Annotated in this window: 16 protein-coding genes; 8 read left to right on the top strand and 8 right to left on the bottom strand. The window is 68.8% G+C overall.

What is annotated here, in order from left to right; translation table 11 throughout:
- Positions 1–3: 3 nt before the first annotated feature.
- Positions 4–3,981, top strand: a complete 3,978-nt coding sequence (locus tag KF737_RS02410; RefSeq protein WP_296449977.1) for a hypothetical protein — start codon at positions 4–6, stop codon at positions 3,979–3,981.
- Positions 3,982–4,210: 229 nt separating this feature from the next.
- Here the strand turns inward: KF737_RS02410 and KF737_RS02405 are convergent, their stop codons facing one another.
- The 5 genes from KF737_RS02405 to KF737_RS02385 all read right to left on the bottom strand — a co-directional run bounded on the left by KF737_RS02405 (position 4,211) and on the right by KF737_RS02385 (position 11,825).
- On the bottom strand, positions 4,211–5,665 hold the full coding sequence (locus tag KF737_RS02405; protein WP_296449975.1) for a sulfatase-like hydrolase/transferase: 1,455 nt from the start codon (positions 5,663–5,665) through the stop codon (positions 4,211–4,213).
- Positions 5,666–5,953: 288 nt separating this feature from the next.
- A complete protein-coding gene (locus tag KF737_RS02400) occupies positions 5,954–7,783 on the bottom strand; it encodes an adenylate/guanylate cyclase domain-containing protein (protein ID WP_296449973.1) in 1,830 nt (609 codons plus the stop codon).
- Positions 7,784–7,816: 33 nt separating this feature from the next.
- Positions 7,817–8,650 (bottom strand): phosphodiesterase, encoded by an 834-nt coding sequence (locus tag KF737_RS02395; RefSeq protein WP_296449971.1) that lies wholly within the window; start codon positions 8,648–8,650, stop codon positions 7,817–7,819.
- Between the two features lie 53 nt (positions 8,651–8,703).
- A complete protein-coding gene (locus KF737_RS02390; protein ID WP_296449969.1) occupies positions 8,704–10,137 on the bottom strand; it encodes an aldehyde dehydrogenase family protein in 1,434 nt (477 codons plus the stop codon).
- 38 nt (positions 10,138–10,175) lie between these two features.
- A complete protein-coding gene (locus tag KF737_RS02385) occupies positions 10,176–11,825 on the bottom strand; it encodes an acetolactate synthase large subunit (protein ID WP_296449967.1) in 1,650 nt (549 codons plus the stop codon).
- Between the two features lie 183 nt (positions 11,826–12,008).
- On the opposite strand from KF737_RS02385, the gene gdhA reads away from it, so the two are divergent.
- From gdhA to KF737_RS02370, 3 genes are all read left to right on the top strand, one after another.
- Positions 12,009–13,367 (top strand): NADP-specific glutamate dehydrogenase, encoded by a 1,359-nt coding sequence (gdhA, locus tag KF737_RS02380; RefSeq protein ID WP_296449964.1) that lies wholly within the window; start codon positions 12,009–12,011, stop codon positions 13,365–13,367.
- Positions 13,368–13,485: 118 nt separating this feature from the next.
- Complete coding sequence (locus tag KF737_RS02375) at positions 13,486–13,731, top strand: type II toxin-antitoxin system Phd/YefM family antitoxin (protein WP_296449962.1); 246 nt, start codon at positions 13,486–13,488, stop codon at positions 13,729–13,731.
- Positions 13,728–14,114, top strand: coding sequence for a type II toxin-antitoxin system VapC family toxin (locus KF737_RS02370; protein WP_296449960.1), 387 nt, complete (start codon positions 13,728–13,730; stop codon positions 14,112–14,114). Before KF737_RS02375 ends, KF737_RS02370 begins: the two co-directional genes overlap by 4 nt.
- A gap of 36 nt (positions 14,115–14,150) precedes the next feature.
- Here KF737_RS02370 and KF737_RS02365 read toward each other — a convergent pair whose 3' ends face one another.
- From KF737_RS02365 to KF737_RS02355, 3 genes are read right to left on the bottom strand one after another with little or no spacing between them, the layout of a single operon-like run.
- Positions 14,151–16,019, bottom strand: a complete 1,869-nt coding sequence (locus KF737_RS02365; protein ID WP_296449958.1) for a cytochrome c3 family protein — start codon at positions 16,017–16,019, stop codon at positions 14,151–14,153.
- Positions 16,020–16,023: 4 nt separating this feature from the next.
- Complete coding sequence (locus KF737_RS02360; protein WP_296449956.1) at positions 16,024–16,872, bottom strand: hypothetical protein; 849 nt, start codon at positions 16,870–16,872, stop codon at positions 16,024–16,026.
- A gap of 34 nt (positions 16,873–16,906) precedes the next feature.
- Positions 16,907–19,357 carry a cyclic nucleotide-binding domain-containing protein gene (locus KF737_RS02355; RefSeq protein WP_296449953.1) on the bottom strand — a complete coding sequence of 817 codons (2,451 nt, stop codon included), beginning with the start codon at positions 19,355–19,357 and terminating at the stop codon, positions 16,907–16,909.
- Positions 19,358–19,492: 135 nt separating this feature from the next.
- Here KF737_RS02355 and KF737_RS02350 point away from each other — a divergent pair, with 135 nt between their 5' ends.
- From KF737_RS02350 to ccmI, 4 genes are read left to right on the top strand one after another with little or no spacing between them, the layout of a single operon-like run.
- On the top strand, positions 19,493–21,463 hold the full coding sequence (locus KF737_RS02350) for a heme lyase CcmF/NrfE family subunit (protein WP_296449951.1): 1,971 nt from the start codon (positions 19,493–19,495) through the stop codon (positions 21,461–21,463).
- Entirely contained in the window at positions 21,460–21,996 is a 537-nt protein-coding gene (locus KF737_RS02345; protein ID WP_296449949.1) for a DsbE family thiol:disulfide interchange protein, read from the top strand. The genes KF737_RS02350 and KF737_RS02345 overlap by 4 nt, the downstream gene beginning before the upstream one ends.
- The gene (locus tag KF737_RS02340; RefSeq protein WP_296449948.1) at positions 21,993–22,457 is read left to right on the top strand and encodes a cytochrome c-type biogenesis protein; all 465 of its coding nucleotides are present in this window, start codon (positions 21,993–21,995) and stop codon (positions 22,455–22,457) included. The genes KF737_RS02345 and KF737_RS02340 overlap by 4 nt, the downstream gene beginning before the upstream one ends.
- Positions 22,458–23,678 carry a c-type cytochrome biogenesis protein CcmI gene (gene ccmI, locus KF737_RS02335; protein WP_296449946.1) on the top strand — a complete coding sequence of 407 codons (1,221 nt, stop codon included), beginning with the start codon at positions 22,458–22,460 and terminating at the stop codon, positions 23,676–23,678. It begins immediately after the preceding gene.
- Positions 23,679–23,680 lie beyond the last annotated feature (2 nt).

The following is a 23,680-nucleotide window of genomic DNA, read 5'->3' as shown; positions in this document are numbered from 1 at the left end:
AAGATGCTGAAATTCGGGCGGAAATGGCTGAGACTGGGGGCGCTGGCGGCGCTGACCGTGCTCGCGCCCATCTCGCTCAAGGCCAGCGAGGCGGAAAAGCCGGTCAAGCGCAGCTACGTGATGGCCGCCCCCGCCAAGCTCGGCATGTCGGACGAAGAGGTCGACGCCGCCAGCAAGGGCTGCGTCTCGTGCCACACCGACAGCGACGCCAAGTCGATGCACGTCTCGGAAGCCGTGAAGCTGGGCTGCACGTCCTGCCACGGCGGCGACCCGAACGTCATCGCGCCCGCCGGCCTGGCGATGACCTCGCCCGAGTACGTGCGCCTGCGCGACAAGGGCCACGTGCTGCCGAAGTACCCGAAGACCTGGCATTGGCCGAGCTCGGCCAACCCGAAGCAGAGCTACACGCTCCTGAACAAGGAGAGCCCCGAGTACATCCGCTTCGTGAACCCATCGGACTACCGCGTGGCCCGGCTGGCCTGCGGCGCCTGCCACATGGAGCTGATCGAGAAGGCCGAGCGCTCGCTGATGGCGACGGGCGCGATGTTCTTCGGCGGCGCGTCCTACAACAACGGCATCCTGCCCTATAAGAACTACGTCCTCGGCGAGGCCTACACGGCCCATGGCGAGCCCGCGAAGGTGCTGTCGCCCGGCAATCCGCCCGGCACGGTGACGCCCGAGCAGGCCCGGCGCGGCGCGATCGCCGCGCTCTATCCGGCCCCGACCTGGCACGTGACGCCGCCCGGCGACATCTTCCGCGTGTTCGAGCGCGGCGGCCGCAACATCAACACCCAGTTCGCCGAAGTGGGCCTGCCCAACGCCAACGGCGCGCTGCAGCGCCTGGAGGAGCCGGGCCGGCCCGACCTGAAGCAGTCGAACCGCGGCCCGGGCACGGGCCTGCGCGTGGCGATCCCGCTGCTGAACATCCACAAGACGCGCCTGAACGACCCCTTCACCTGGTTCCTGGGCACCAACGACCAGCCGGGCGACTACCGCTCCTCGGGCTGCGCGTCCTGCCACGTGGTCTATGCGAACAACCGCCAGCACCAGGCCAGCCTGACGTGGGCGAAGTACGGCCGCGACGGCATGTCGGCCCAGGTCGACCCCACGATCCCGAAGGACCAGCCGGGCCACCCGATCAAGCACTATTTCACCCGGGCGATCCCGACGGCCCAGTGCATGAACTGCCACATGCACCAGCCGAACATGTTCATGAACACCTACCTCGGCTACACGATGTGGGACTACGAGGCCGACGCGCCCTTCATGTGGCCCGAGCGGCAGAAGTACCCGACGACCGAGGAGATCCGGCGCGTCCTGGACCGCAACCCCGAGGGCGCCGCGCCCCGCGGCCTGTGGGCCGACCTCGACTTCCTGCGCAACGTCTTCGACCTGAACGCGAAGCTGAAGGACACCCAGTTCGCCGACTACCACGGCCACGGCTGGAACTTCCGCGGCATCTTCAAGCGCGACCGCGAGGGCAACCTGCTGGACGCCGAAGGCAGGATCGTCGCCAACGACGATCCCGAGAAGTGGCGCAGGAAGGGCGAGCCCGAGTTCCCCGAGGTGGGCAAGCAGGCCGGAAAGGCCGTCCACATGATGGACATCCACGCAGAGAAGGGCATGCAGTGCGCCGACTGCCACTTCGCCCAGGACAGCCATGGCTCGGGCCTGATCATGGGCGAGGTCGCCAACTCCGTCGAGATCCGCTGCAAGGACTGCCACGGCACCGCCGACGCCTATCCGACGCTGCGCACCTCCGGCCCTGCGGCCGACGTGAAGGGCAATGACCTGACCCTGCTGCGCAACCCCGACGGCCAGCGCCGCTTCGAGTGGGTCGAGCAGGACGGCCGCCGCGTGCTGGTCCAGCGCTCGCTGCTGGATCCCAAGCTGGAGTGGCGGATTCACCTGACCAAGGACTCGGTCGACCGCTCCAGCCCCGACTTCAACGCCAGGTCGGCGCGCGCCAAGCTGATGAGCCGGATCAGCCAGGACGGCCGGCCCTTCGCCTGGGGCCCCGGCGTCGCCGCCGGCGAGCGCGCCCACAAGGACGAGGAGATGGAGTGCTTCACCTGCCACTCGTCGTGGACGACGGCGTGCGCGGGCTGCCACCTGCCGATCGAGGCCAACTGGAAGGCGAAGAGCCACAAGTACGAAGGCGAGGAGACGCGGAACTACGCGACCTACAACCCGCAGGTGGCGCGGGACGACATGTACCAGCTCGGCGTCCACTCGACGGTGAAGGGCAACACCATCGCCCCGGTCCGCTCGTCCTCGGCGCTCGTCCTGTCGTCGACCAACGTGAACCGGGAGCGGATCTACAACCAGCAGCCGCCGATCGCCGCCTCGGGCTACTCCAGCCAGGCCTTCGCGCCGCACTTCCCGCACACGGTGCGCAAGACCGAGACGAAGACCTGCTCGGACTGCCACGTCAGCGCGGCGAACGACAACAACGCCATCATGGCCCAGTTGCTGCTGCTGGGGACCAACTACGTGAACTTCGTGGGCCAGAACGCCTGGGTGGGCCTGGACGGCGCCATCGAGGCGGTCCGCGTCACCGAGTGGAGCGAACCGCAGGCCGTCTTCGGCTCGTACCTGCAGCGGTACGCCTATCCCGACTACTACAAGGACCACGTCGAAACGAACGGCCGCGAGATCAAGGACCGCGTCCGCGGCGGCCCGTTCCCGAACGGCGTGACCGGCCACCAGGAGGAAGAGTCGGCCGAGTGGATCCGCAAGGTCAGCCACAAGTCCGGCGGCGCGGCCCGCTGCCTGCAGCTCCGCGGCGAGTACATGTTCGTGGCCGAAGGGAAGGGCGGCTTCCGCGCCTACGACGTGGCCTCCATCGCCAACAAGAGCGTCTCGCAGCCGATCATCACCGCGCCGTTCTCGGCCGTGGGTCACGACACGCGGGTCGCCTCGAAGAACGCCACCTGCATGGCGCTGCCGACGAACCAGAACATCGCGCCGCTCCGCAACGAGCACATGCAGCAGGTGAAGGTGAAGGACGCCGTCACCGGCCAGGACACGACGCTGCTGGACGCGAACCAGGAGCAGAAGTTCCACCCGATCTACTCGTACGCGGTGATCACCGACTCCGAGGAAGGCCTGATCCTGGTCAACGTGAACACGCTGGCCGACGGCGATCCGCGCAACAACAAGCTGAAGCGCGCGGTCACCTGGAACGAGGGTGGCGTGCTCAAGGGCGCGCGCCACGTCACGCTGGGCGGCAGCATCGCCTACATCGCCGCCGACGCCGGCCTCGTGGTGGTCGACCTGACCGACCCGCTGAAGCCGCGCCACGTGGCGACCGTGGCGCTGCCCGACGTCCGCGCCTCGGCGCTGCAGTTCCGCTACCTCTGGGTCACCACCCAGCGGGGCCTGGAAGTGCTGGACGTCACCCGGCTCGACCAGCCCCGGCTGGTGGAGGGCGCGACCATCCCGCTGGTGGATGCGCGGCGCGTCTACGTGGCCCGCACCTACGCCTACGTGGCGGCCAAGAAGGACGGCCTGGTCATCGTCGATGTGACCAACCCCGAGCGGCCGCGCACCTATCGGAAGTTCGACGCCGGCGGTCAGCTCAACGACGCCGAGGACGTGATCGTGGGCTCCACCAACGCCTCGCTCTTCGCCTACGTCGCCGACGGGCGCAACGGCCTGAAGGTGCTTCAGCTCACCAGCCCGTCCAGCCAGCCCAACTTCTACGGCTTCTCGCCGAAGCCGATGCCCGAGCTCATCGCCTGGGCGAAGACGGACGGCGCGGCGCTGGCGCTCTCCAAGGGCCTGGACCGCGACCGCGCGGTGGACGAGACGGGCGGGCAGATGGCGATCTTCGGGCGCCTCGGCTCGCGGCCGTTCAACCGGGCCGAGATGGAGCGCTTCTTCACCGACCGCTGGGGCCGGCCCTACCGCGTCACCGACGAGCCCGACATGACCGCCTGGCTCGGCGTGCCCGTGAACCGAGCCAACGCCGACCGCTAGTTGGAGCGCGTTCCGGGAAGTGGGATCGCAACCCGCTCCAGGGTCTGACTCAATGGAGTTGGCCCGAAACACCATCGTCATCCCGGCCGGAGGGCCGTATTCGGCTCTCCGCTGCGCTGCGGCCGGGATGACGGTCTATATCATTGAATTAATGCTGCTTTATCGCATCTTCAATTGAGCGCGGACCCTTGGGTCGGGCGCTCGTCGCGCCTTGCTGGGTCCGATCGCCTCAGTTGGTGGTTCGCACGGGTACGCCGTTGATCTCGACGTCGAACTCGCGCGCGGTGGGCCAGCGGGGCGCCGCGAGCGTGTCGCTCCAGGCCTTCCACTCGCGGTTCAGACGGGCGACGATCTCGGGGTTCTGCGGCGCGAGGTCATGCTTCTCGGCGCGATCCTTCGCGAGGTCGAACAGCATCGTCACCGTCTCGCCCTTGGGACTGGCGTTGACGATCAGCTTCCAGTCGCCGTCGCGGATCGCGTACGAGGGCAGCGAGCGCCAGTACAGACGGTCGTGCGGCGCGCCCTTCGCCTTGCCCTGGAGGTAGGGCAGCAGATCGCGGCCGTCGGTCGGTTGCCTGTCGTCGCCCTTCGCGCCCGCGGCGGCGGCCACGGTGGGGAAGATGTCCAGGCTGCTGACGACGCCGTCGTATGTGCGGCCGCCTTTCACCTTGGCGGGCCACGACATCATGTACGGCACGCGCACGCCGCCCTCGGTCAGGTAGCGCTTCCAGGCGTTCAGCGGGTCGTTCGAGCAGACCTGCTTCACGTAGTCGGGGCAGCCGTTGTCGCTGATGAAGACGACGATGGTGTTGTCGGTCAGGCCGTTCTTCGCCAGGCGCTCGCGGATCTGGCCGACGCCGATGTCGAGTTCGTTGATCACGGTCCGGTAGAGCCGCATTTCCGGATCCTCGATCGCGGCCAGCTTGGCGAGCTGCGCCTTCGTCGCCTGCAGCGGGACGTGCGGCGCCGTGTAGGTCATCATCAGGAAGAAGGGCCGGTCCTTGTTCTTGTCGATGAAGCTGAGCGCGTGGTCGGTGAAGGCTGTCGTCGCATAGTCCTGCAGGTCGACCGGCTGACCGGCCTCCTGGAAGCTCGACGACTCGTTGCGCTGATACTGCCCGGGGGCCTGATCGGCGGGCGGGCTCGAGACCACATCCGGGCGGTCGGCGGCGATGTACGGCGTCTGGCCGCCTGAGACACCGAAGAACTCGTCGAAGCCCATCTTCAGCGGGTGACGCTCGGGCGCCATGCCCAGGTGCCACTTGCCGTAGAGGGCGGTCCGGTAGCCGGCGTCGTGCAGGCTCCGCGCCAGGGTCGGCTGGCCCGGGTCGATGCCGTCCCTCCTGTTGTTGAGCGGCGTATACAACTGGTACTCGTGCCCGAAGCGCTGCTGGTATCGCCCGGTCAGCATCCCCGCCCGGGACGGGCTGCACAGCGCGGCTGTCACGTAGCCCTGGGTGAAGCGGACCCCGTCCTTCGCGAGGCGGTCGATGTTGGGTGTCGGGTACTTGGAGCCGTACGACGACAGGTCGTTGTAGCCGAGGTCGTCAGCCACGATGACGACGACGTTGGGCCGCGCCGACGGCGCGGCGGCCTGCGCCGGCGCGGACATGACGCTCAGCGCGCCGAGTGTGGCGGCGGCGGCCATCGAGGCCCGGGAGGTCGGGCGGGAACAGGATCGCATCTGGAACTCCTGGCGAAGCGACGCGCCAAGTCGGCGCTCAGGTGGCGAGCGAAAGCGCCCGAAAGAAGCTGGAGCGGGCTCCACCCGCTCCAGCGAGGACCCTGGGCGGGGAGGAAGCAGCCCAGATGGCGACGCGTCGCGCCCCGGGGACGGTGACCGGTCTCCCCAGGACCCACGACGCATGCCAGTCAGTTTGTCCCGCCGCGCGACCGGCTACAAATGCCTCCGAGCGCGAGTCACATGCCGATCGGTTATGCGCCGGCAAGGCTCGGAAACAGGGGGGCGCAGCTAGGTCGTGGGCGTCGTGTAGGCCGGGATCGGCACCGGGACGCCCTTGAGGTCGATCTCGCCCACGGCCTCGATGGGGACGTCGATCCGGGCGAGCTTCAGGGTGTCGCCCGAGAAGAGGATGCGCGTGCCGAAGGTCTTGTTGGCCGCCTCCAGGCGCGCGGCGATCACCACCACCTCGCCATAGGCCGTGTAGTTGAACCGGCGCTCGCCGCCGAAGTTGCCCACCAGGCCGATGCCGCTGGAGACGCCCATGCGCGTGTAGCCGAACTTGATCCCGCGCTCGATCATCTTCTCGCGGATCGCGAGCGCGTAGGTGTCGATCTCGCGGCAGCAGGCGATGGCCCGGTCGGCGTGGTCGTCGGAGGGGACGGGGGCGCCGAAGATCGCGATGATGCCGTCGCCGGTCATCTTGTCGATCATCGCCTCGTGCTTCCACAGGATGTCGATCACCCCGTCGAAGTACTCGTTGATCACGCCCTCGAACGTCTCCAGCGGCAGGCTGGCCACCAGGTTCGAGAAGTTCTCCAGGTCCGAGATCATCACGGTGATCTCGCGCTCCTCGGCGCCGATCTTCACCTGCTCCTGGCCGCCGACCATGCGGTCGATGACCTGCGGGGCGAGGTAGCGCTCGAGCGTCGAGGAATAGAACGCCCGCTGGTTCTGCAACTCGGCCGCCGAGAGCCGCGACAGGATGAAGAAGCCGAACGCGAAGGAGATGGCCGGCGCCGTGATCGGCACCATGACGGCGTTGAACTTGTAGAGCGCCCAGGCGCCCGCCGCACCCGCGGCCACGCCCACCAGGACAATGCCGACCGATATCCACCAGCTCTGGGTCGAGCGGCCGATGAGCGCGCCGAAGAAGGCCGAGATCAGCGCGATGATCGCCGTCCAGAACGCGGCCGGGATCGTCACCATGTCGCGCGCCATCATCTGCGACAGCGCATGTACGTGGACTTCGACGCCCGGCGTGCCGCGGTAGTGGCCGTTCAGGAACCGGAGCGGCGTGGTATGCATGTCCTCGACCGGCGTGTCGGCGTCGGCGCTGGCCGACCGCGTCGTGCGACCGATGAAGACGATCTTGTCCTTCAGTTGCTCGGCCGGGACGAAGTCCACGAGGCCGGCGGAGTAGGAGGGGGCGATCGCCCCGGCGTTCTCGCCCTCCACGTCGGGATCGGGCGCGCGATAGCGGATGTCGAAGGGCTTGGTCGGCGGCTTCAGGCCCACGGCCTGCACGCCGACCTCGGTGGCCAGCGCCAGGGTCTTCCCGGGCCTCGGATCGTAGCGCCGGACCACGCCGTCGTAGTCCGAGACGATCAGGGCGCGGGCGTCGGAGTAGTGGATCTTCGGGTCGACCGGGAAGTCGACGCCCGGCGTCATCGCCGGGTCGACCACCGCCACGATCGGCGCCTTCACGTCCTTGATGCGGTCCTGGAAGGCCTTGAACTCCTCGTCCGAGGCCCAGGTGTCGAGCAGGTAGTCGACGCCGATCGCCTTCACGCCCTTCTTGTCGAGCGCGACCAGCACGTCGGCCAGCCACAGCTTGTCGATGGGGGCGAGGCAGCGGCACGGCGTGGAGTTGCGCATCGCCTCCAGCGCCATGTCGTCGACCTTGATGATCGCGAACGTCCTGGGCTGGGCCGGCGGCACGCCGGTGGCCATGCGGATATCGTAGGTGAGGTTCTCGACGAACCGGATCGGCGTGGTGTTGTTGAGCAGCAACGCGGCGACCGCGGCGACGATGGTGACGCCCACCAGCACCAGCGCGTCGGCCAGGCCCTTGCCGCCCGTCGCACGCACCTGATCGAGCCGCGCGAGCAACCATCCCATCGGACCGCCGCGCTTGACCGTGCTCCGCATAGGCTAGGCGAGCTTCCGGAAGGGGAAGTTGTAGGTCACCGCGGGCGTGAAGTCGCCGGCGAGGCAGCAATGGGTCGTGAGGTGGCCGTCGTGCGCCATCAGGAGCTGGAAGCCCGGCGGCTCCTCCACCAGGATCTCGCGGCCGTCGGGCACGTGCATGTCGACCTCGGTGAGGTCGAGGGTGAGCTGGATCGAGGTGGCGGGCGCCGAGGCCACCATGTGGCCGGCGAACAGGCCGTTGAACGCCCGGTGGATGTGGCCGCACATCATGACCTGGATCTGGTCGCGGCCCCTCAGCACGCCCTCCAGGCGCACGATCCACGGCGACTTCGGATCGGGGTCCATCCAGCGGATGCCGCTGGGGATGGGCGGGTGGTGCAGGATGATCGCCGTGGGCTGGTCGGGCGCCTCGTCCAGGGTCCTGGCGAGCCAGGCCGCGCGCTTCTCGTCGTATTCGCCGTGGTTCGGGCCTTCGAGCGTGTCCATGACCACCATGCGGAACGCGCCGAAATCGACGGCGTACTGCACGAAGCCGTTCTCGTCGGTCTGGGCGCCGGGGCCTGAGAACACCTGCAGGAAGGCCTCGCGGCCGTCGTGGTTCCCGAGCGCGTAGTAGATGGGGATCTCGCTCTCATCCATCAGGCGCTTGAGCTCGTAGTACTCTTCGATCTCGCCCCGATCGACGAGGTCGCCGCTGGCGATGATGGCCACCGGGCGCGGGCGCAAGGCATGAATCGTCTTCATCGTCTGGCGCAGACGATCCTCGTTCCGCTTTTGGTTAAGCGGATCCTTCTCGGTGGTGACATGCAGATCGGTGATCTGCGCTACCGTCAACACGAAGCCGCCTCCCCAAGCAGCGCATACACTGTCCCGAAATCAGATACGCAGGGTCACCGACGACGGATGACCAAATTGCGAATTTCCGTCATGTCCTCCATCGCAAACCTGACGCCTTCGCGGCCGAGCCCCGAGTCCTTCACGCCGCCGTACGGCATGTTGTCCACGCGATAGCTCGGGACGTCGCCGATGACCACGCCGCCCACGTCCAGATGGTCCCACGCCTCGAGCATCTTGTAGAGGTCGCGGGTGAACACGCCCGTCTGCAAGCCGAACTTGGAGTCGTTCACTTCGGCAAGGGCGTCCTTGAAGTCGGTGAACTTCGAAAGGATCGCCACAGGCCCAAACGCCTCTTCCGCGTACAGCGCAGCCTTGCGGCCGACGCCCTCCAGCAGGGTGGCCTCCAGCATGGCGCCGTCGCGCCTGCCGCCGCAGAGCAGCCTGGCGCCGTCGGCCACGGCGGCCTGGATCCAGCTATCGAGGCGCGCAGCCTCCTTCACGTCGATCATCGGGCCGACGAAGGTCTCTTCCTTGTGCGGGTCGCCGGCGATCAGGGTCCTGGTCCTGGCCACCAGCCGGTCGCGCAGCGTGTCGTAGATGTCGGCGTGGATGATGATCCGCTGCACGCCGATGCAGCTCTGGCCCGACTGGTAGAAGGCGCCGAAGATGATCCGCTCGACCGCGTCGTCGAGGTCGGTGTCGGCGTCGACGATGACCGCGGCGTTGCCGCCCAGCTCCAGCACCACCTTCTTCTTGCCGGCCCTGGCCTTCAGGTCCCAGCCGACGCCGGGCGAGCCGGTGAACGACAGCAGCTTCAGCCGCTCGTCGGTGGTGAAGAGGTCGGCGCCGTCGCGCTGGGCCGGCAGGATCGAGAACGCGCCCTTGGGCAGGTTCGTCTCGGCCAGCACCTCGCCGATGATGATGGCGCCCAGCGGCGTGCGCGAGGCGGGCTTCATCACGAACGGGCAGCCGACCGCGATCGCGGGCGCGATCTTGTGGGCCGCCAGGTTCAGCGGGAAGTTGAAGGGGCTGATGAACGAGCACGGGCCGATCGGCACGCGCTTCCACATGCCCTGGTAGCCCTTGGCGCGGGGGCTGATGTCCAGCGGCTGGACCTCGCCGGTCATGCGCACCGACTCCTCCGCGGCGATGCGGAAGGTGTCGATCAGGCGGGAGACCTCGCCGCGGGCGTCGCGGATCGGCTTGCCGGCCTCGATGCAGAGCGCGTCGCTGAGTTCGTCGAACCGCTCCTGGAAGCGGTCGACGCAGTGCTGCAGCACCGCCTGGCGCTCGTAGGCGGGCATCCGGGCCATGGGCTCGGCGGCCTCCACCGTCGCGGCGATGCCGGCGTCGATGATGGCGGCGTTCGCCAGGGCGACGCGCGTGGCGACCTTACCCGTGTACTTGTCCGTCACCTCGAGATCGAGGTTCGGCGTCTGGGCCTCGTTGGCGAGGTACAGGGGGTAGGAGTCTCTGAGCGCGACCATTGTCCGTGTCCGTCCCGTGCAAGTCCTTTGGGGGCGCTTCAGAGGGCCGCGCTCAGTTCCTTGATCTGCTTGTTCAGGATCGGGTCGTTGTCGGAGTAGTCGACCGGGCAGTCGATCAGGTTGACCCCGGGCGTGTCCAGGCACCCGCGCAGCACCTTCGGCAGCGAGGCGGCCGAGTCGATCCGGAAGCCCTTGGCGCCATAGCTTTCGGCGTACTTCACGAAGTCGGGGTTGCCGTACGTCAGGCCCCAGTCCTTGAAGCCCATGTTCGCCTGCTTCCAGCGGATCATGCCGTAGCTGTTGTCGTTCAGGATCAGCACCGTGATGTTCAGCTTCAGGCGGACCGCGGTCTCCAGTTCCTGGCTGTTCATCATGAAGCCGCCGTCGCCGCAGATCGCCATGACCTTGCGGTCCGGATAGACCATCGAGCTGGCCATCGCCGACGGCAGGCCCGCGCCCATGGTGGCGAGCGCATTGTCCAGCAGCACGGTGTTGGGCCGCCGCGCCGGATAGTTGCGCGCGAACCAGATCTTGTAGACGCCGTTGTCGAGGCAGATGATCCCGTCGTCCGGCATCGCCTCGCGGATCTGCTTGACGAGGTACTGCGGGTAGATCGGGAAGCGCTGGTCGTTGTCGTACTTCGCCGCGTGCTCCACCTCGGCCGCGCGGGCCCTGTGCATGGCGGTGAAGTCCCAGGAGCCCTGGGGCAGGATGTCTTCCTTGATCTGCCAGATGGCGTTGCCGATGTCGCCGATCACCTCGTACTGCGGGAAGTAGACCGGATCGACCTCCGCCGAGCGGAAGTTGATGTGGATCACCTCGGTGCCGCCGCGCTGCATGAAGAAGGGCGGCTTCTCGATCACGTCGTGGCCGATGTTCACGATCAGGTCGGCGGCGTCGATCGCCCGGTGCACGAAGTCGCCGGCCGACAGGGCCGCGCAGCCCATGAACTTCGGGTTCAGCTCGTCCACGACGCCCTTGCCGAGCTGGGTCGAGACGAACGGGATGCCCGTCTTCTCGATGAACTGGGTCAGCATCCGGCTGGTCATGGTGCGGTTCGCGCCGGCGCCGATGACCAGGATGGGCGACCTGGCCTGCTCGATGCGCTTCACCGCGGCGCGGATCGACTTCTCGTCGGCGACCGGACGGCGCGCGTTGCTCCTGGGCAGGGGCGTGGAGTCGGTGTGCTCGTCGGCCACGTCCTCCGGGAACTCGATATGCACCGCGCCCGGCTTTTCCTCCTGGCCCAGGCGGAAGGCCTCGCGGATGCGCGACGGGATGTTGTCGGCCGACGCAAGCTGGTGCGTGTACTTGGTGATCGGCTTCATCATGTCGACCACGTCGAGGATCTGGAAGCGGCCCTGCTTCGACTTCTTGATCGGCTTCTGGCCGGTCAGCATCATCATCGGCATGCCGCCCAGCGTGGCGTAGGCCGCCGCGGTGACGAAGTTGGTCGCGCCCGGGCCCAGGGTGGCGACGCAGACCCCCGCCTTGCCGGTATGGCGCCCGTAGGTCGCGGCCATGAAGCCCGCGCCCTGCTCGTGGCGGGTGAGGATCAGCTTGATCTTCTTCGAGCGGGAAAGGCTGTCCAGGAAGTCGAGGTTCTCTTCGCCCGGCACACCGAAGACGTATTCGCAGCCCTCTTCTTCCAGGCATTGAACGAAAAGATCAGACGCCTTCGTAGCCATCACGAACCCCCACCGTCCCAACGGTAAGGAGTTGTCGCAAATTCCAGCGGCTTGTGAAGCCTGAAAGCGGAGGCGCCGAAGCGCTGCGTCCGCGAATAGACCTAGCCCGTACGAAATTCGCGGCTAAGGTTCCGGCCGCACACGAGCGGGTGGGGCAGGGCGCCCCGCGCACAGGGGGTTGAAATGGCAGTCAGCGATCACGTCGATCTGAACACCTTCATCGAGGGCGTGAAGCGCCGAAACCCCGGGCAGCCGGAGTTCGTCCAGGCGGTTCAGGAGGTCGCCGAGGACATCTTCGACTTCATCCAGGACAAGGAGGCCTATCACCAGGCCCAGATCCTGCGCCGCATCGCCGAGCCGGACCGCGTGGTCAGCTTCCGCGTCTGCTGGCAGGACGACAAGGGCAATATCCGCGTCCAGCGGGCCTGGCGCGTCCAGAACAACAACGCCATCGGGCCCTACAAGGGCGGCATCCGCTTCCACCCCTCGGTCACCGAGAGCGTGCTGAAGTTCCTGGCCTTCGAGCAGACCTTCAAGAACGCGCTGACCGGCCTGCCCATGGGCGGGGGCAAGGGCGGCTCGAACTTCAACCCCAAGGGCAAGTCCGACGGCGAGGTCATGCGCTTCTGCCAGAGCCTTATGACCGAGCTCTACCGCTACATCGGCGCCGACATCGACGTGCCGGCCGGCGACATCGGCGTGGGCGGCCGCGAGATCGGCTACATGTTCGGCCAGTACAAGCGCATCACCAACGAGTTCACCGGCGTGCTGACGGGCAAGGGCCTGGAGTACGGCGGCTCGCTGATCCGCACCGAGGCCACCGGCTACGGCGCCACCTACTTCCTGCAGAACATGCTGAAGACCCAGGGCAAGGACATCGCCGGCCACACGGCCGTGATCTCGGGCTCGGGCAACGTGGCCACCCACGCGGCCGAGAAGGTCACCATGCTGGGCGGCAAGGTGCTGACGCTCTCCGACTCCGAGGGCTTCGTCTACGATCCGGACGGCATGACCCAGGAGAAGATCGACTGGGTGAAGGAGCTCAAGAACAAGCGCCGCGGCCGCATCAGCGAGTACGCCAAGGAATTCAAGGGCGCCGAGTTCCACGCCGGCAAGACCCCGTGGGGCGTGAAGTGCGACCTGGCGCTGCCCTGCGCCACCCAGAACGAGCTGCTGGGCCCCGACGCCGACACCCTGATCCGCAACGGCTGCATCGCCGTCTCGGAAGGCGCCAACATGCCGACCAACCTGGACGGCGTACACAAGTTCAAGGCGGCCGAGATCCTCTACGCGCCCGGCAAGGCGGCCAACGCCGGCGGCGTGGCGGTCTCCGGCCTCGAGATGAGCCAGAACTCGGCCCGCATCTCGTGGAAGGAAGAAGAGCTCCAGCGCCTGCTGGTCGACATCATGGCCGGCATCCACGCGCGCTGCGAGGAGTACGGCAAGAAGCCCGGCTCGAAGGTCGTCGACTACGTGAAGGGCGCCAACATCGCCGGCTTCAAGAAGGTCGCCGACGCCATGCTGGCCTACGGCGTGGTGTAGGCTCAGGCCTCATCGCCGAAACGAACAGCGCCGCCTCGGGAGACCGGGGCGGCGCTTTCGTTGCGCTCCGGGCTCCGATGAACTAGACTAACCGGACTTAGTCCACTTGGTTCGCCGCATGAAGACCGTCAACGTCCACGAAGCCAAGACCCACCTGTCGCGCCTGATCGACGCCGCGGCGAAGGGCGAGCCGTTCGTCATCGCCAAGGCCGGCAAGCCGATGGTCAAGGTCGTGCCGATCAAAGAGCCGCAGGAGAAGCCCGTGAAGCGGCTCGGCGGACTGGAGGGGATGTACAAGATCCCCGACGATTTCGACTCGATAGGTCGAGAAGAGATCGAGCGCATGTTCTACGGCGAGGAATGAAGCTTCTCCTCGATACGCATGTGCTGGTCTGGGCGTTCGTCCAGCCACATCGCCTGTCGCCGGCAACGCGGAATCTCATCGACGATCCGTTGAACGAACCGGCCTTCAGCGCGGTGGCGATCTGGGAACTGACGATCAAGCGGACCCTGGGGCGACCCGACTTCAATGTCGATCCCCACGTGCTCCATCGGGAGGCCTTGGACAGCGGCTATCAGGAACTTGCGGTGACGAGCGCGCAGGCGATGGGCGTACAGCTTCTGCCCTACCTCCATCGCGACCCTTTCGATCGGCTGATGCTTGCCCAGGCGGTCGCGGAAGGCATGATCTTCCTGACGGCCGACCATCTCATCCTTCAGTACGGCCAGCCGTCGCGCGCCGTCTGACGCGCGGGTTCCACAGGTCGTCGGTAGAACCTCACGCTAACTGCCGATGTTTGCGTTGGCTGAGCCTTGCGTCCACCGCAGCGTCTGCAGCGGCGGGTGGCCGGGCCTGGGCGTGGCTTCGCCGGGCTTGTGGAAGGCGTGGCAGGTGGTGCAGTCGGCATCGTCGGCCGCGGCGATCTTCGTCGTCGGCTGGCCGTGGCAGGTGGCGCACTTGGCCAGGTCCGGGATCAGCACGTCGGACGCCCGGTCGGAGGTCTCGGCCTTGTGGCAGTCGGCGCACTTGAAGGCGCCGGCCTTGCCCGGCTTGCCGATCGCGCCGTGCTCGGCGATCGAGTGGTCGAAGGCGCCGCGCGGCATGTAGCGCTGGGTGAGCTTCACCGGCGCCATCCTCACCACGTCGCCGGCCCAGGTGATGGTGTGGCAGTCGTAGCAGGTCCCGCCCGGCGAGAAGGTCGCGCGGTAGGCGCTGGCGCCGGACGCGGCGAACATCGTCGGCCGGATCGTGCCCGGCCGCATGCGGTTCGAGCCGCCGGGCGCGGAGAGGGCGCGGCCGCTCAGCGTGTCGACCACCTTCTGCAGTTCGCCGTGCGGCAGCAGCTTCAACGAGCCGTCGGGGTTCCGGGCGTAGGCGAGGCTGTGGCACGTGCCGCAGGCCTTCTCCATCTCGATCGGCTCGAAGCCGGTTCCCTTGGCCTTGTGGCAGGACTCGCACTCCAGCGGCTTGCCGTAGCCCGCGCGGGCGCCCAGTTCGATCGCCTGGCGGGCGACGCCGCCGGTCCGGTCGAGGTGCAGGCGGTGCGGGAAGGTCAGCCCGTTGCGCTCCTGCGGCCCGGCGCTCAGCGCCACGCGCTGGAACTGCGGCGTCGGCCCGGCCGCGGTCATGATCAGCGGCCTGAAGGTCGGATGGCGGCCCCAGTCCGGCGTGTCGGCCAGCTCGGTGTCGTCCAGGCGCGCCTTCAGCGAGGTGTGGCAGCTCTGGCAGTCGTTCACGACCACCATGGTCGGCTTGTCGCTGAGCGGCGCATTGGCGTCCATCGCCTTGCCGGTCGGCTTGGTGTGCTCGATGTGGCAGCTCGCGCAGCGGTCGGTCGGATGGCCGATGGCGCGCTGGAACACGGTGCTGATCCTGGCCGGCAGGGCGTCGGGCAGGGGCGTGCCCTTGCTCAGCCGCGCCTTCGGCGCGTGGTCCACCATGAGCCGCGGCTCGAAGGGGCTGCCCTTGTCGCGCGCGCGGGCCAGCGACAGCGGGCCTTCCTCATGGCCGGCGAGGTGGCAGCTCTTGCAGGCGCTGTCGCGCACCGCGACGAACGCGTTGGCGTGGCAGCTCTTGCAGTCGGTTTCCAGGAAGGCGTGCGCCTTCGAGAGCGGGCCGCTCGACCACTGCTGGTCGGGATGGATCATCGCGTTCTGGCTGAACCACACCGCCGCGAACAGCGGGATGAGCAGGCAGATGACGAAGATGGCCGAGCCGAACGTCCAGGCCATCTTGCGCCGGCCGAACACCTTCGACTGCAGCGAGAAGACCGACGGCGTCAGGTGATGCTCGTCCTCTTCGCGCGTCACCGTGACCGTGACGCCACCGTCCTCGCCCTCGGGCTCCAGCATCAGGCTGTAGCCGCCGATCTCGACGACCGGCCGGCTGGCGGCGTCCAGGTCGGCGCGCTGGACGCTCTTGCCGCCCACCTTGAACGGCAGGCCGCTGACCGACTCGATCGTCACCCGGCCGGGGCCGGAGAAGCGCATCTTCGCGTGCCGCGGATCGACGGACAGGTCGGCGAGGACGATGTCGCTCTCGGCCGCGCGGCCGATCGCGGCCTCGGGGCCGGCGACCACGCGCTCGCGGACGATCGGGTCGCCGCCGCCGGCGCGCTGGGTGATCAGCTTGAGGTGGAAGTCTTGGGCCACGCGCTCACCAGTACGTGAAGACGCTGACGATATGCGCCGTCAGCGCCGCCAGGAGGGCGAAGGTCGCCGGGATGTGGACGAACAGCCAGCCTTCCAGCACCGCGGTGATCTGCATCTGCCGGCGCGCGAGCGTCAGGGTCTCGGCCTTCTGCTGCATCACCTGCTCGATCCTGGTCAGCGCCTCGGCCTGCTTCGCGCTGCCGGGCGCGGGAAGGTTGCGCAGCCGTTGCAGCGCCCGCTTGTTGGCGCAATCGTCGTAACTGCCGGTCAGCCGCTTCCAGAAGCCGCCGCCGAGCTCGGTCTCCTCGATCGAGAGCCTGACGACGCCCGCGCCGGCGCGGTCCAGCGGCTGGGCCAGGTCGTGCAACTGCCGGTCCTGGCTTTCGATGGAGTCGAGCATCTGCTTGCGCGTGGTCTCGCCGCGGTTGCCGTGCAGGCGTTCGGGCAGGGTCGCATAGGCCCAGATGCCGAACGCGCCCGAGGCGATCACCAGCATCATCAGCCCGTAGGCGAGGGTGTGGATGTTCCACCCGAACTGGAAGCCGGTGTGCAGCGTCGCGATCACGATCAGCGACAGGCCGAGGTAGACGTGCGCCGAGACCCAGGCCTTCAGCGAATAGTGGCCCGCGGTGATCACCCGCTTGCGCACCCCCAGGCAGGCCAGCCAGACGATCAGGCCCGCGCCCATCACGCCCAGCAGGTAGCCCAGCCAGCTCCCGCCGCTGGGCGGCTCCTTGATCTGCAGCGCCACCCACCAGTAGAGCGCGATGACGAGGACGCACAGGCCCGTGGCCACCTGCGCCCAGAGGAAGCCCTTGTGCCGCAGGAACCCCTCGTGGGTCCGCTGCCTCACGCGCTCCGTATGTTGCCCCCCGACCTGCGTCACGTCAGGCCTTCTCGATGCGGGCGACGGAGAGGAAGGCGTCCGGCGAGACCCGGATCGCCGCCCCGGTCGGGCACGCGCGCACGCACGCCGGACCGCCCGCCTTGCCCGAGCACATGTCGCACTTGATGGCGAGCTTCGGCGATTCGCCGCCCTCGGCCTTCGCCGCCTTCTTCCGCCACTCGTACGACGGTTGTCCGGGGCCGGGGCCCCTGCCGAACAGCATCCATTCCCAGAGCGCCGGCTTCTTCGGCGGGGGCTTGTCCATCTGGATCACGCCGTAGGGGCACGCCCGCTGGCAGTTGCCGCAGCCGATGCAGGTCTCGTTGATGAACACCTCGCCGTCGGGGCCGCGCCGGATCGCGTTCGGCGGGCAGTCGCTCATGCAGTGCGGATGCTCGCAGTGGCGGCACGAGGTGGGCACGTGGATGTTGGCGAAGGTGGTGCCGGCCTCCCGGTTGAGCCGCGACAGGCCGTCGTGGCTGTCGGCGCAGGCCTTCTCGCAGTTGTCGCAGCCGACGCAGAGGCTCTCGTCGATCAGCAGCACGTCGGTGGCCTCGCCGATCCCCTGCTTGATCAGGAAGTTGGCGACCGAGGAGTACATGTCGACGGCGCCGCCGAACTCCTCCTTCTGGCTCTCGATGAACTCGTTGATCTCGCGGCGCGCACGCATCTCGTCGGTCATGCGCTTGGCGAGTTCGGGCTTGCGGGCCAGCAGCGCCCGGAACGGCTCGGCCGGCAGCTTCACCACCTGCGAGCGGATGGCGGCTTTCACGGTGGCGACGCGCGGCGAGCGCTCGATCATCGCCATTTCGCCGGAATAGGACCCCGCCGGCACGTACGACATGAACACGGGCTTCCCGCCCAGGTTCTTCTCCACGATCATCGAGCCCGAGCGGATGATGTAGAGGTCGTCCGAGATGTCGCCTTCGTTGATGATCGCCTCGCCGGGCTTCACCTCGGTCACCTCGGCGCCCTTCAGCACCTCGGAGATGTCGCCGGGAGTCAGCCCCGACTTGAAGATCTGCAGCACCTGCCGCTCGGTGGTGATCCGCTGGACCGTGTCGCGCGCCTGCGGCACCTGGCTCATCAGCTTCAAGGCGGCCATGCGCGGGATCTCCACGCAGATCGTGGGCTCGGCCGCGCGGATCGTGGCCCCGCGCTTGCGCCCCGAGATCAGGCCCACCTCGCCGAAGATCGAGCTCTCGCCGATCGGCACCGTGATGTTGGGATTGGAGGGATCGACCTCCACCTTCACCGAGCCTTCGGCGATGCCGAACAGGGACGACCCCGGCTCGTTGCGCTCGAAGATGGCCTCGCCCGCCTTGTAGGCCTTCACCTGGCTGTCGAGCAGGAACTCCCGCATCTGCAGGGGCGAGAGGCCGTTCAGGATCTCGACGTGGCTGCGCAGGAACTCCAGCCACTGGGCGACCGAGCGGCTGCCGGGCAGGCCCTTCAGCTTCGCCTGCAGCAGCGGTTCGTCCGCGGGGTCGAGCGAGGTGTTGCCGCCGATGAACTCGACCACGTCGTAGCCCTGGTTCATGCAGTGCTTGATCAGCGGGTAGCCGGCCAGGGCGCCGATCACGTAGATGCCGCGCTTGCTGGAGCTCTCGAACGTCGGCGTGAGCGTCGGGAAGGCGCTGCGGTCGGGGCTGGCGAACTGCACGCCCGCCGACTCGACGAACGCCCGCGGCGGAGCTGCGCCCATGCGCGCGATGATCCGGTCGCACCTGTAGCGGGTCTGGCCCTGCGGGGTGTCGACGGTGAGCCAGCCCACCTCGACCAGCGCGGCCGACGTTTCGGTCATCACCGTCATGCGGCCCGCGTCGCGCGCCCCCAGCAACGCGTCCACGTTCGGCTTCTTGGCCGTCGGGAAGTCGGCGCCGCGGTTCAGCAGGGTGAGCGTGTTGTTCTGGGCCGCGTCGGCGATGAGGCCCATCGCGTTCTCGATGCCGGCGTCGCCGCCGCCGATCACCGTGATGTGCTCGTCGGTGTATTCGCCCGGGTCGTCGAGGCTGTACTGCACATGCGGCAGGTTTCCGCCCTCGCAGCGCATCAGGTTCGGGTTCCCCTGGGTGCCGACCGCCAGGATGATGTTCTCGGCCTTCACCGAACCGCCGGACTTCAGCTCCAGCGTGAAGTCGCCCTTGTCGCCGGTGATCGCCTTCACCTCGGCGTTGAACTTCACGTTCACACCGGCCGCGGCCGTGTCCTGATTCCACTGGTCGAGGATCTTCTCGCGCTTGCCGGCGTCGAACTCGCAGTCCGAGCGCAGGACCAGCACCGACGGCGTCGCCATCACGTGCTTGCCCTTCTGGTAGCGGTAGATCGTGTCCGAGAGGTGGTCGGTCTTCTCCAGAAGGACGTGGCTCAGGCCCTTCTTCGCGGCATGCGCCGCCGCGCTCATCCCGGCGGGACCGGATCCGACGATCGCGATCTTGTAGACTTCCGACATACCCGAACGCCCCCAGCACCCACGGCCTTTCGACCGCACCGACTACGCCTTCACGGCTCTCCCCGGCACTGTAACATTTCCGATCTCGATCGAACGCGCTACCACGCGGCGCAGGTCGAGGGGAGCACAAAGTCCATGTCGGCGGAAGTCGGTCAGTTCGCGCTGATTCTCGCGCTGCTGCTGGCGCTCGTCCAGTCGCTGGCGCCACTTTGGGGCGCGGCCAGGGGCGATCGCGTATTGATGGCGCTCGGGCGGCAGGCGTCCCTCCTCCAGGCGGGATTCGTCGCGCTGGCCTTCGGATGCCTCGCCTACGCCTATCTCACCTGCGACTTCTCGGTCGCGCTGGTCGCCCAGCACAGCCACACCAGCCAGCCCGCGCCCTACCGCTTCGCCGCCACCTGGGGCAGCCATGAGGGCTCGATGCTGCTCTGGGTGCTGATCCTGGCCGCCTACGGCGCAGGGGTCGCCGTCTTCGGCGGCACATTGCGCGAGACGTTGCAGGCGCGCGTGCTGGGCGTCCAGGGCCTGATCGCCAGCGCCTTCCTGGGCTTCCTGATCTTCACCTCGAACCCGTTCCTGCGCCTGGACCCGGCGCCGATCGAGGGGACCGAGCTCAATCCGCTCTTGCAGGATCCGGGGCTCGTGATGCATCCGCCGCTGCTCTACCTCGGCTACGTCGGCTTCTCGATCGCCTTCTGCTTCGCGGTCGCCGCGCTCATCGAGGGCCGCGTCGACGCGGCCTGGGCGCGCTGGGTGCGCCCCTGGGTGCTGGCGGCCTGGGTTCCGCTCACCTGCGGCATCACGCTCGGCAGCGCCTGGGCCTACTACGAGCTGGGCTGGGGCGGCTGGTGGTTCTGGGACCCCGTCGAGAACGCCTCGCTGATGCCGTGGCTGCTGGGCACGGCGCTGCTGCACTCGGCGCTGGTGCTCGAACGGCGCGGCGCGCTCGTGTCCTGGACGATCCTGCTGGCGATCCTGACCTTCTCGCTCAGCCTCGTCGGCACCTTCCTGGTCCGCTCGGGCATTCTGACCAGCGTGCATGCCTTCGCGGTCGACCCGAAGCGGGGCGTCTTCATCCTGGGGATCATCGCCGCCACCACCGGCGCCGCGCTCGGCCTCTACGGCTGGCGGGCCCAGGCGCTGAAGCCGGGCGCCGTCTTCACGCCGGTGTCGCGGGAAGGCGGCATCATCCTCAACAACCTCTTCCTCAGCGTGCTCTGCGCGGTGGTCTTCTGGGGCACCTTCCAGCCGGTGTTCATCGAACTCGCCAACGGCGACAAGATCTCGGTGGGCCCGCCGTACTACGCGCTGAACTTCGCCCCGTTCGCCGCCGTCCTGCTGATCCTCGTGGTCTTCGGCCCGATGATGAACTGGAAGCGCGACGACGCGAGAAGGACGTTCCTGCGCCTGCGCATTCCGGCGGCCGTGGCGGGGGCCGTCGCGCTGGTCGCGGCCGTCCTCGGCGGACTCAAGGGCCTGGCGACCGCCGGCGGGCTGGGCCTCGCCGCCTGGCTGATCCTGGGCTCGGGCGCGATCCTCGCCCGCCGCTGGTGGGCCGGGCGCGCCTATCTCGGCCGCTCGGTCCGCACGACGCCGCGCGCCATCGTCGGCCTGACGCTGGCGCACCTGGGCCTGGGCCTGCTCTGCCTCGGCGTGACCGGCGTCACGGCCTGGGAGAGCGACAAGGTGCTCAACATGCGGCCGGGCGAGACGGTGGCCTTCGCGGGCCGTGAGCTCACCCTGACCGTCGTCGAGACCACCCGCGGCCCCAACTGGGAGGCCCGCACGGCGCGCTTCGCCGTGAAGGGCGCGACCGGCGGCTACGACCTGCGCAGCGAGCGCCGGTTCTTCCCCTCGGCCCAGTCGCAGACGACCGAGGCCGGCATCCGCGTGGGGCCGCTCGGCAATCTCTACGTCTCGGTCGGCGAGGAATCGCCGCAAGGCATCGTCGTGCGCCTCTGGAACCACCCGCTCATCGTCTGGATCTGGATCGGCGGCTTCGTCATGGCCCTCGGCGGGGCGGTCTCGCTCAGCGACCGGCGGCTGCGCATCGGCTCGCTCGTGAAGGCCCCGCCGCCGCAACCCCAGGTCCAGGCCGCCGAATGAAGCGCTTCCTGTTCCTGGCCCCCGTCGCGGCCTTCGTCGCCGTCCTGGCGGTGTTCTTCGCCGGCCTGGGCCGCGATCCGTCGACCCTGCCGTCCGTCTACCTGGGCAAGCCGCTGCCGGCCTTCGCCGCGCCGCCGCTCCGGCCGGGCGACATCGGCCTGACCAACGAGGATCTCGCCCGCGGCGAGCCGGTGCTGCTGAACGCCTTCGCCTCCTGGTGCGGCCCGTGCCGCTACGAGCATCCGGTGTTCCTGAAGCTGCGGCGGGAGGGCGTCGCGATCCACGGCCTCAACTGGAAGGACCGGCCCGAGGACGGCCAGCGCTGGCTGGCCGAGCGCGGCGACCCCTACGTCCGCCTGGGCTCCGACCCGACCGGCCGCACCGGCATCGAGCTGGGCGTGGCGGGCGTGCCCGAGACCTTCGTCATCGATAAGCACGGCCGGGTGCGCTATCGGCACGTGGGCGCCGTGACGCCCGAGGTCTGGGAACAGAAGATCGGGCCGCTGATGGCCAGGCTGAGGGCCGAATCGTGAGGCGCATCCTGCTGATCGCCGCATCGCTGGCCGTGCTGGCGGGGCCCGCCGCGGCCGTGAACCCGGACGAGCAGCTCGCCGACCCGGCGCTGGAGGCGCGCGCCCACAGGATCAGCAAGGACCTGCGCTGCGTCGTCTGCCAGAACCAGTCGATCGACGATTCCGACGCGGCCCTGGCGCGCGACCTGCGCATCATCCTGCGCGAGCGGATCACGGCGGGCGACACCGACGAGCAGGCCGTCGGCTTCATCGTCCAGCGCTACGGCAGTTTCGTGCAACTGAAGCCGCCGCTCCGGGGCGACACGATCGCGCTGTGGTTCGGCCCCCTGGGCGTGCTGCTGCTGGGCGCGCTGGGCGCGTTCGCCTATATGCGGGCGCGGGCGCCTCAGCGGGCGGCGGCGCTCACCGCGGACGAAGAGGCCGAGGCCGCCCGGCTGCTGAAGACGGATGAGGCCGGCTGAATGCTCTGGATGATCCTGACGCTGATGACCGTTCTGGCGGCCGTCGGGCTGGCGATCCCGCTCGTGCGCCGGCGCGACGCGATGAAGGCCGGGCGCGCCGACGCCGTCACCGTGCTCAAGGACCAGTTGGGCGAGATCGAGCAGCAGGCCGCCGCCGGCGCCATCGCCGAGCCGGAAGCCGAGGCGTTGAAGAGCGACCTGAAGCGCCGCGTGCTGGCCGAGGGCCGCCGCGCGGACGCGCCCGCCCGGCCGCTGGCCGAGCGCACGCTGCTGATCGTGGCCCTGGGCGTGGTCGCCGTCGTGACCCTGGCCGGCACCGGCCTCTACCTCGCCATCGGCAAGCCCAATGTGCCGGCAAGCCCGGCGATCGGGAAGGGCGGCGCCGTCGCCCAGGACGGCATGCCGCCCGGCCATCCGAACGGCGACGTGAACGCCATGGTCGCGCAGCTCGAGGCCCAGATGCAGCAGCGGCCCGACAACGCCGAGGGCTGGCGCATGCTGGGCTGGTCCTACATGCAGACGGGCCGCAACGCCGACGCGGCCAGGGCCTACGGCCGCGCCGCGGCGCTCGATCCGAACAACGCCGAGTACCTGTCGGCGCAGGGCGAGGCGACGGTGCTGGCGGCGAACGACCAGGTGACGCCGGCCGCGCAGGACATCTTCCGGCGCGCCGTGGCCGCCGACCCGGGCGACCCGCGCGCCCGCTACTACCTCGCCGTCGCCAAGGACCAGGGCGGCGACACGGAGGGCGCGATGGACGACTGGATCGCGCTGATCAAGTCGGCGCCGCCGGACGCGCCGTGGGCGGGCGAAGTGCGCGCCTTCGTCGAGAAGGTGGCCGCCGACCGCAAGATCGACATTTCGGGCCGCCTGCCGCCCGCGCCGGCGTCGCAGATGGCCCAGGGTCCGATGGGCCAGGCGCCGGGCGCCGCGCCGGCGCGCGGGCCGACCGCCGAGCAGATGGCGGCCGCGCAGACCATGACCGACGGCGACCGCGCCGCGATGATCCAGGGCATGGTCAACGGCCTTGCCGAGCGGCTGAAGCAGAACCCCCGCGACCGCGCCGGCTGGGAGCAGTTGATGCGCGCCCGCATGGTGCTGGGCCAGACGGGCGAGGCAACCGGCGCCTACCGCGAGGCCACCCGCGCCTTCGCCGGCTCGCCCGCCGACCAGAAGGCGCTGCGCGAGGCCGCCGCCCGGCTCGGCGTCCCCGGAGCCTGACG

Origin of the sequence: Phenylobacterium sp., assembly GCF_019636135.1 — a bacterium.
Taxonomy (GTDB): domain Bacteria; phylum Pseudomonadota; class Alphaproteobacteria; order Caulobacterales; family Caulobacteraceae; genus Phenylobacterium.
Note: the sequence above shows the minus strand (reverse complement) of the source record. Positions and strands in the feature narration are given on the sequence as shown.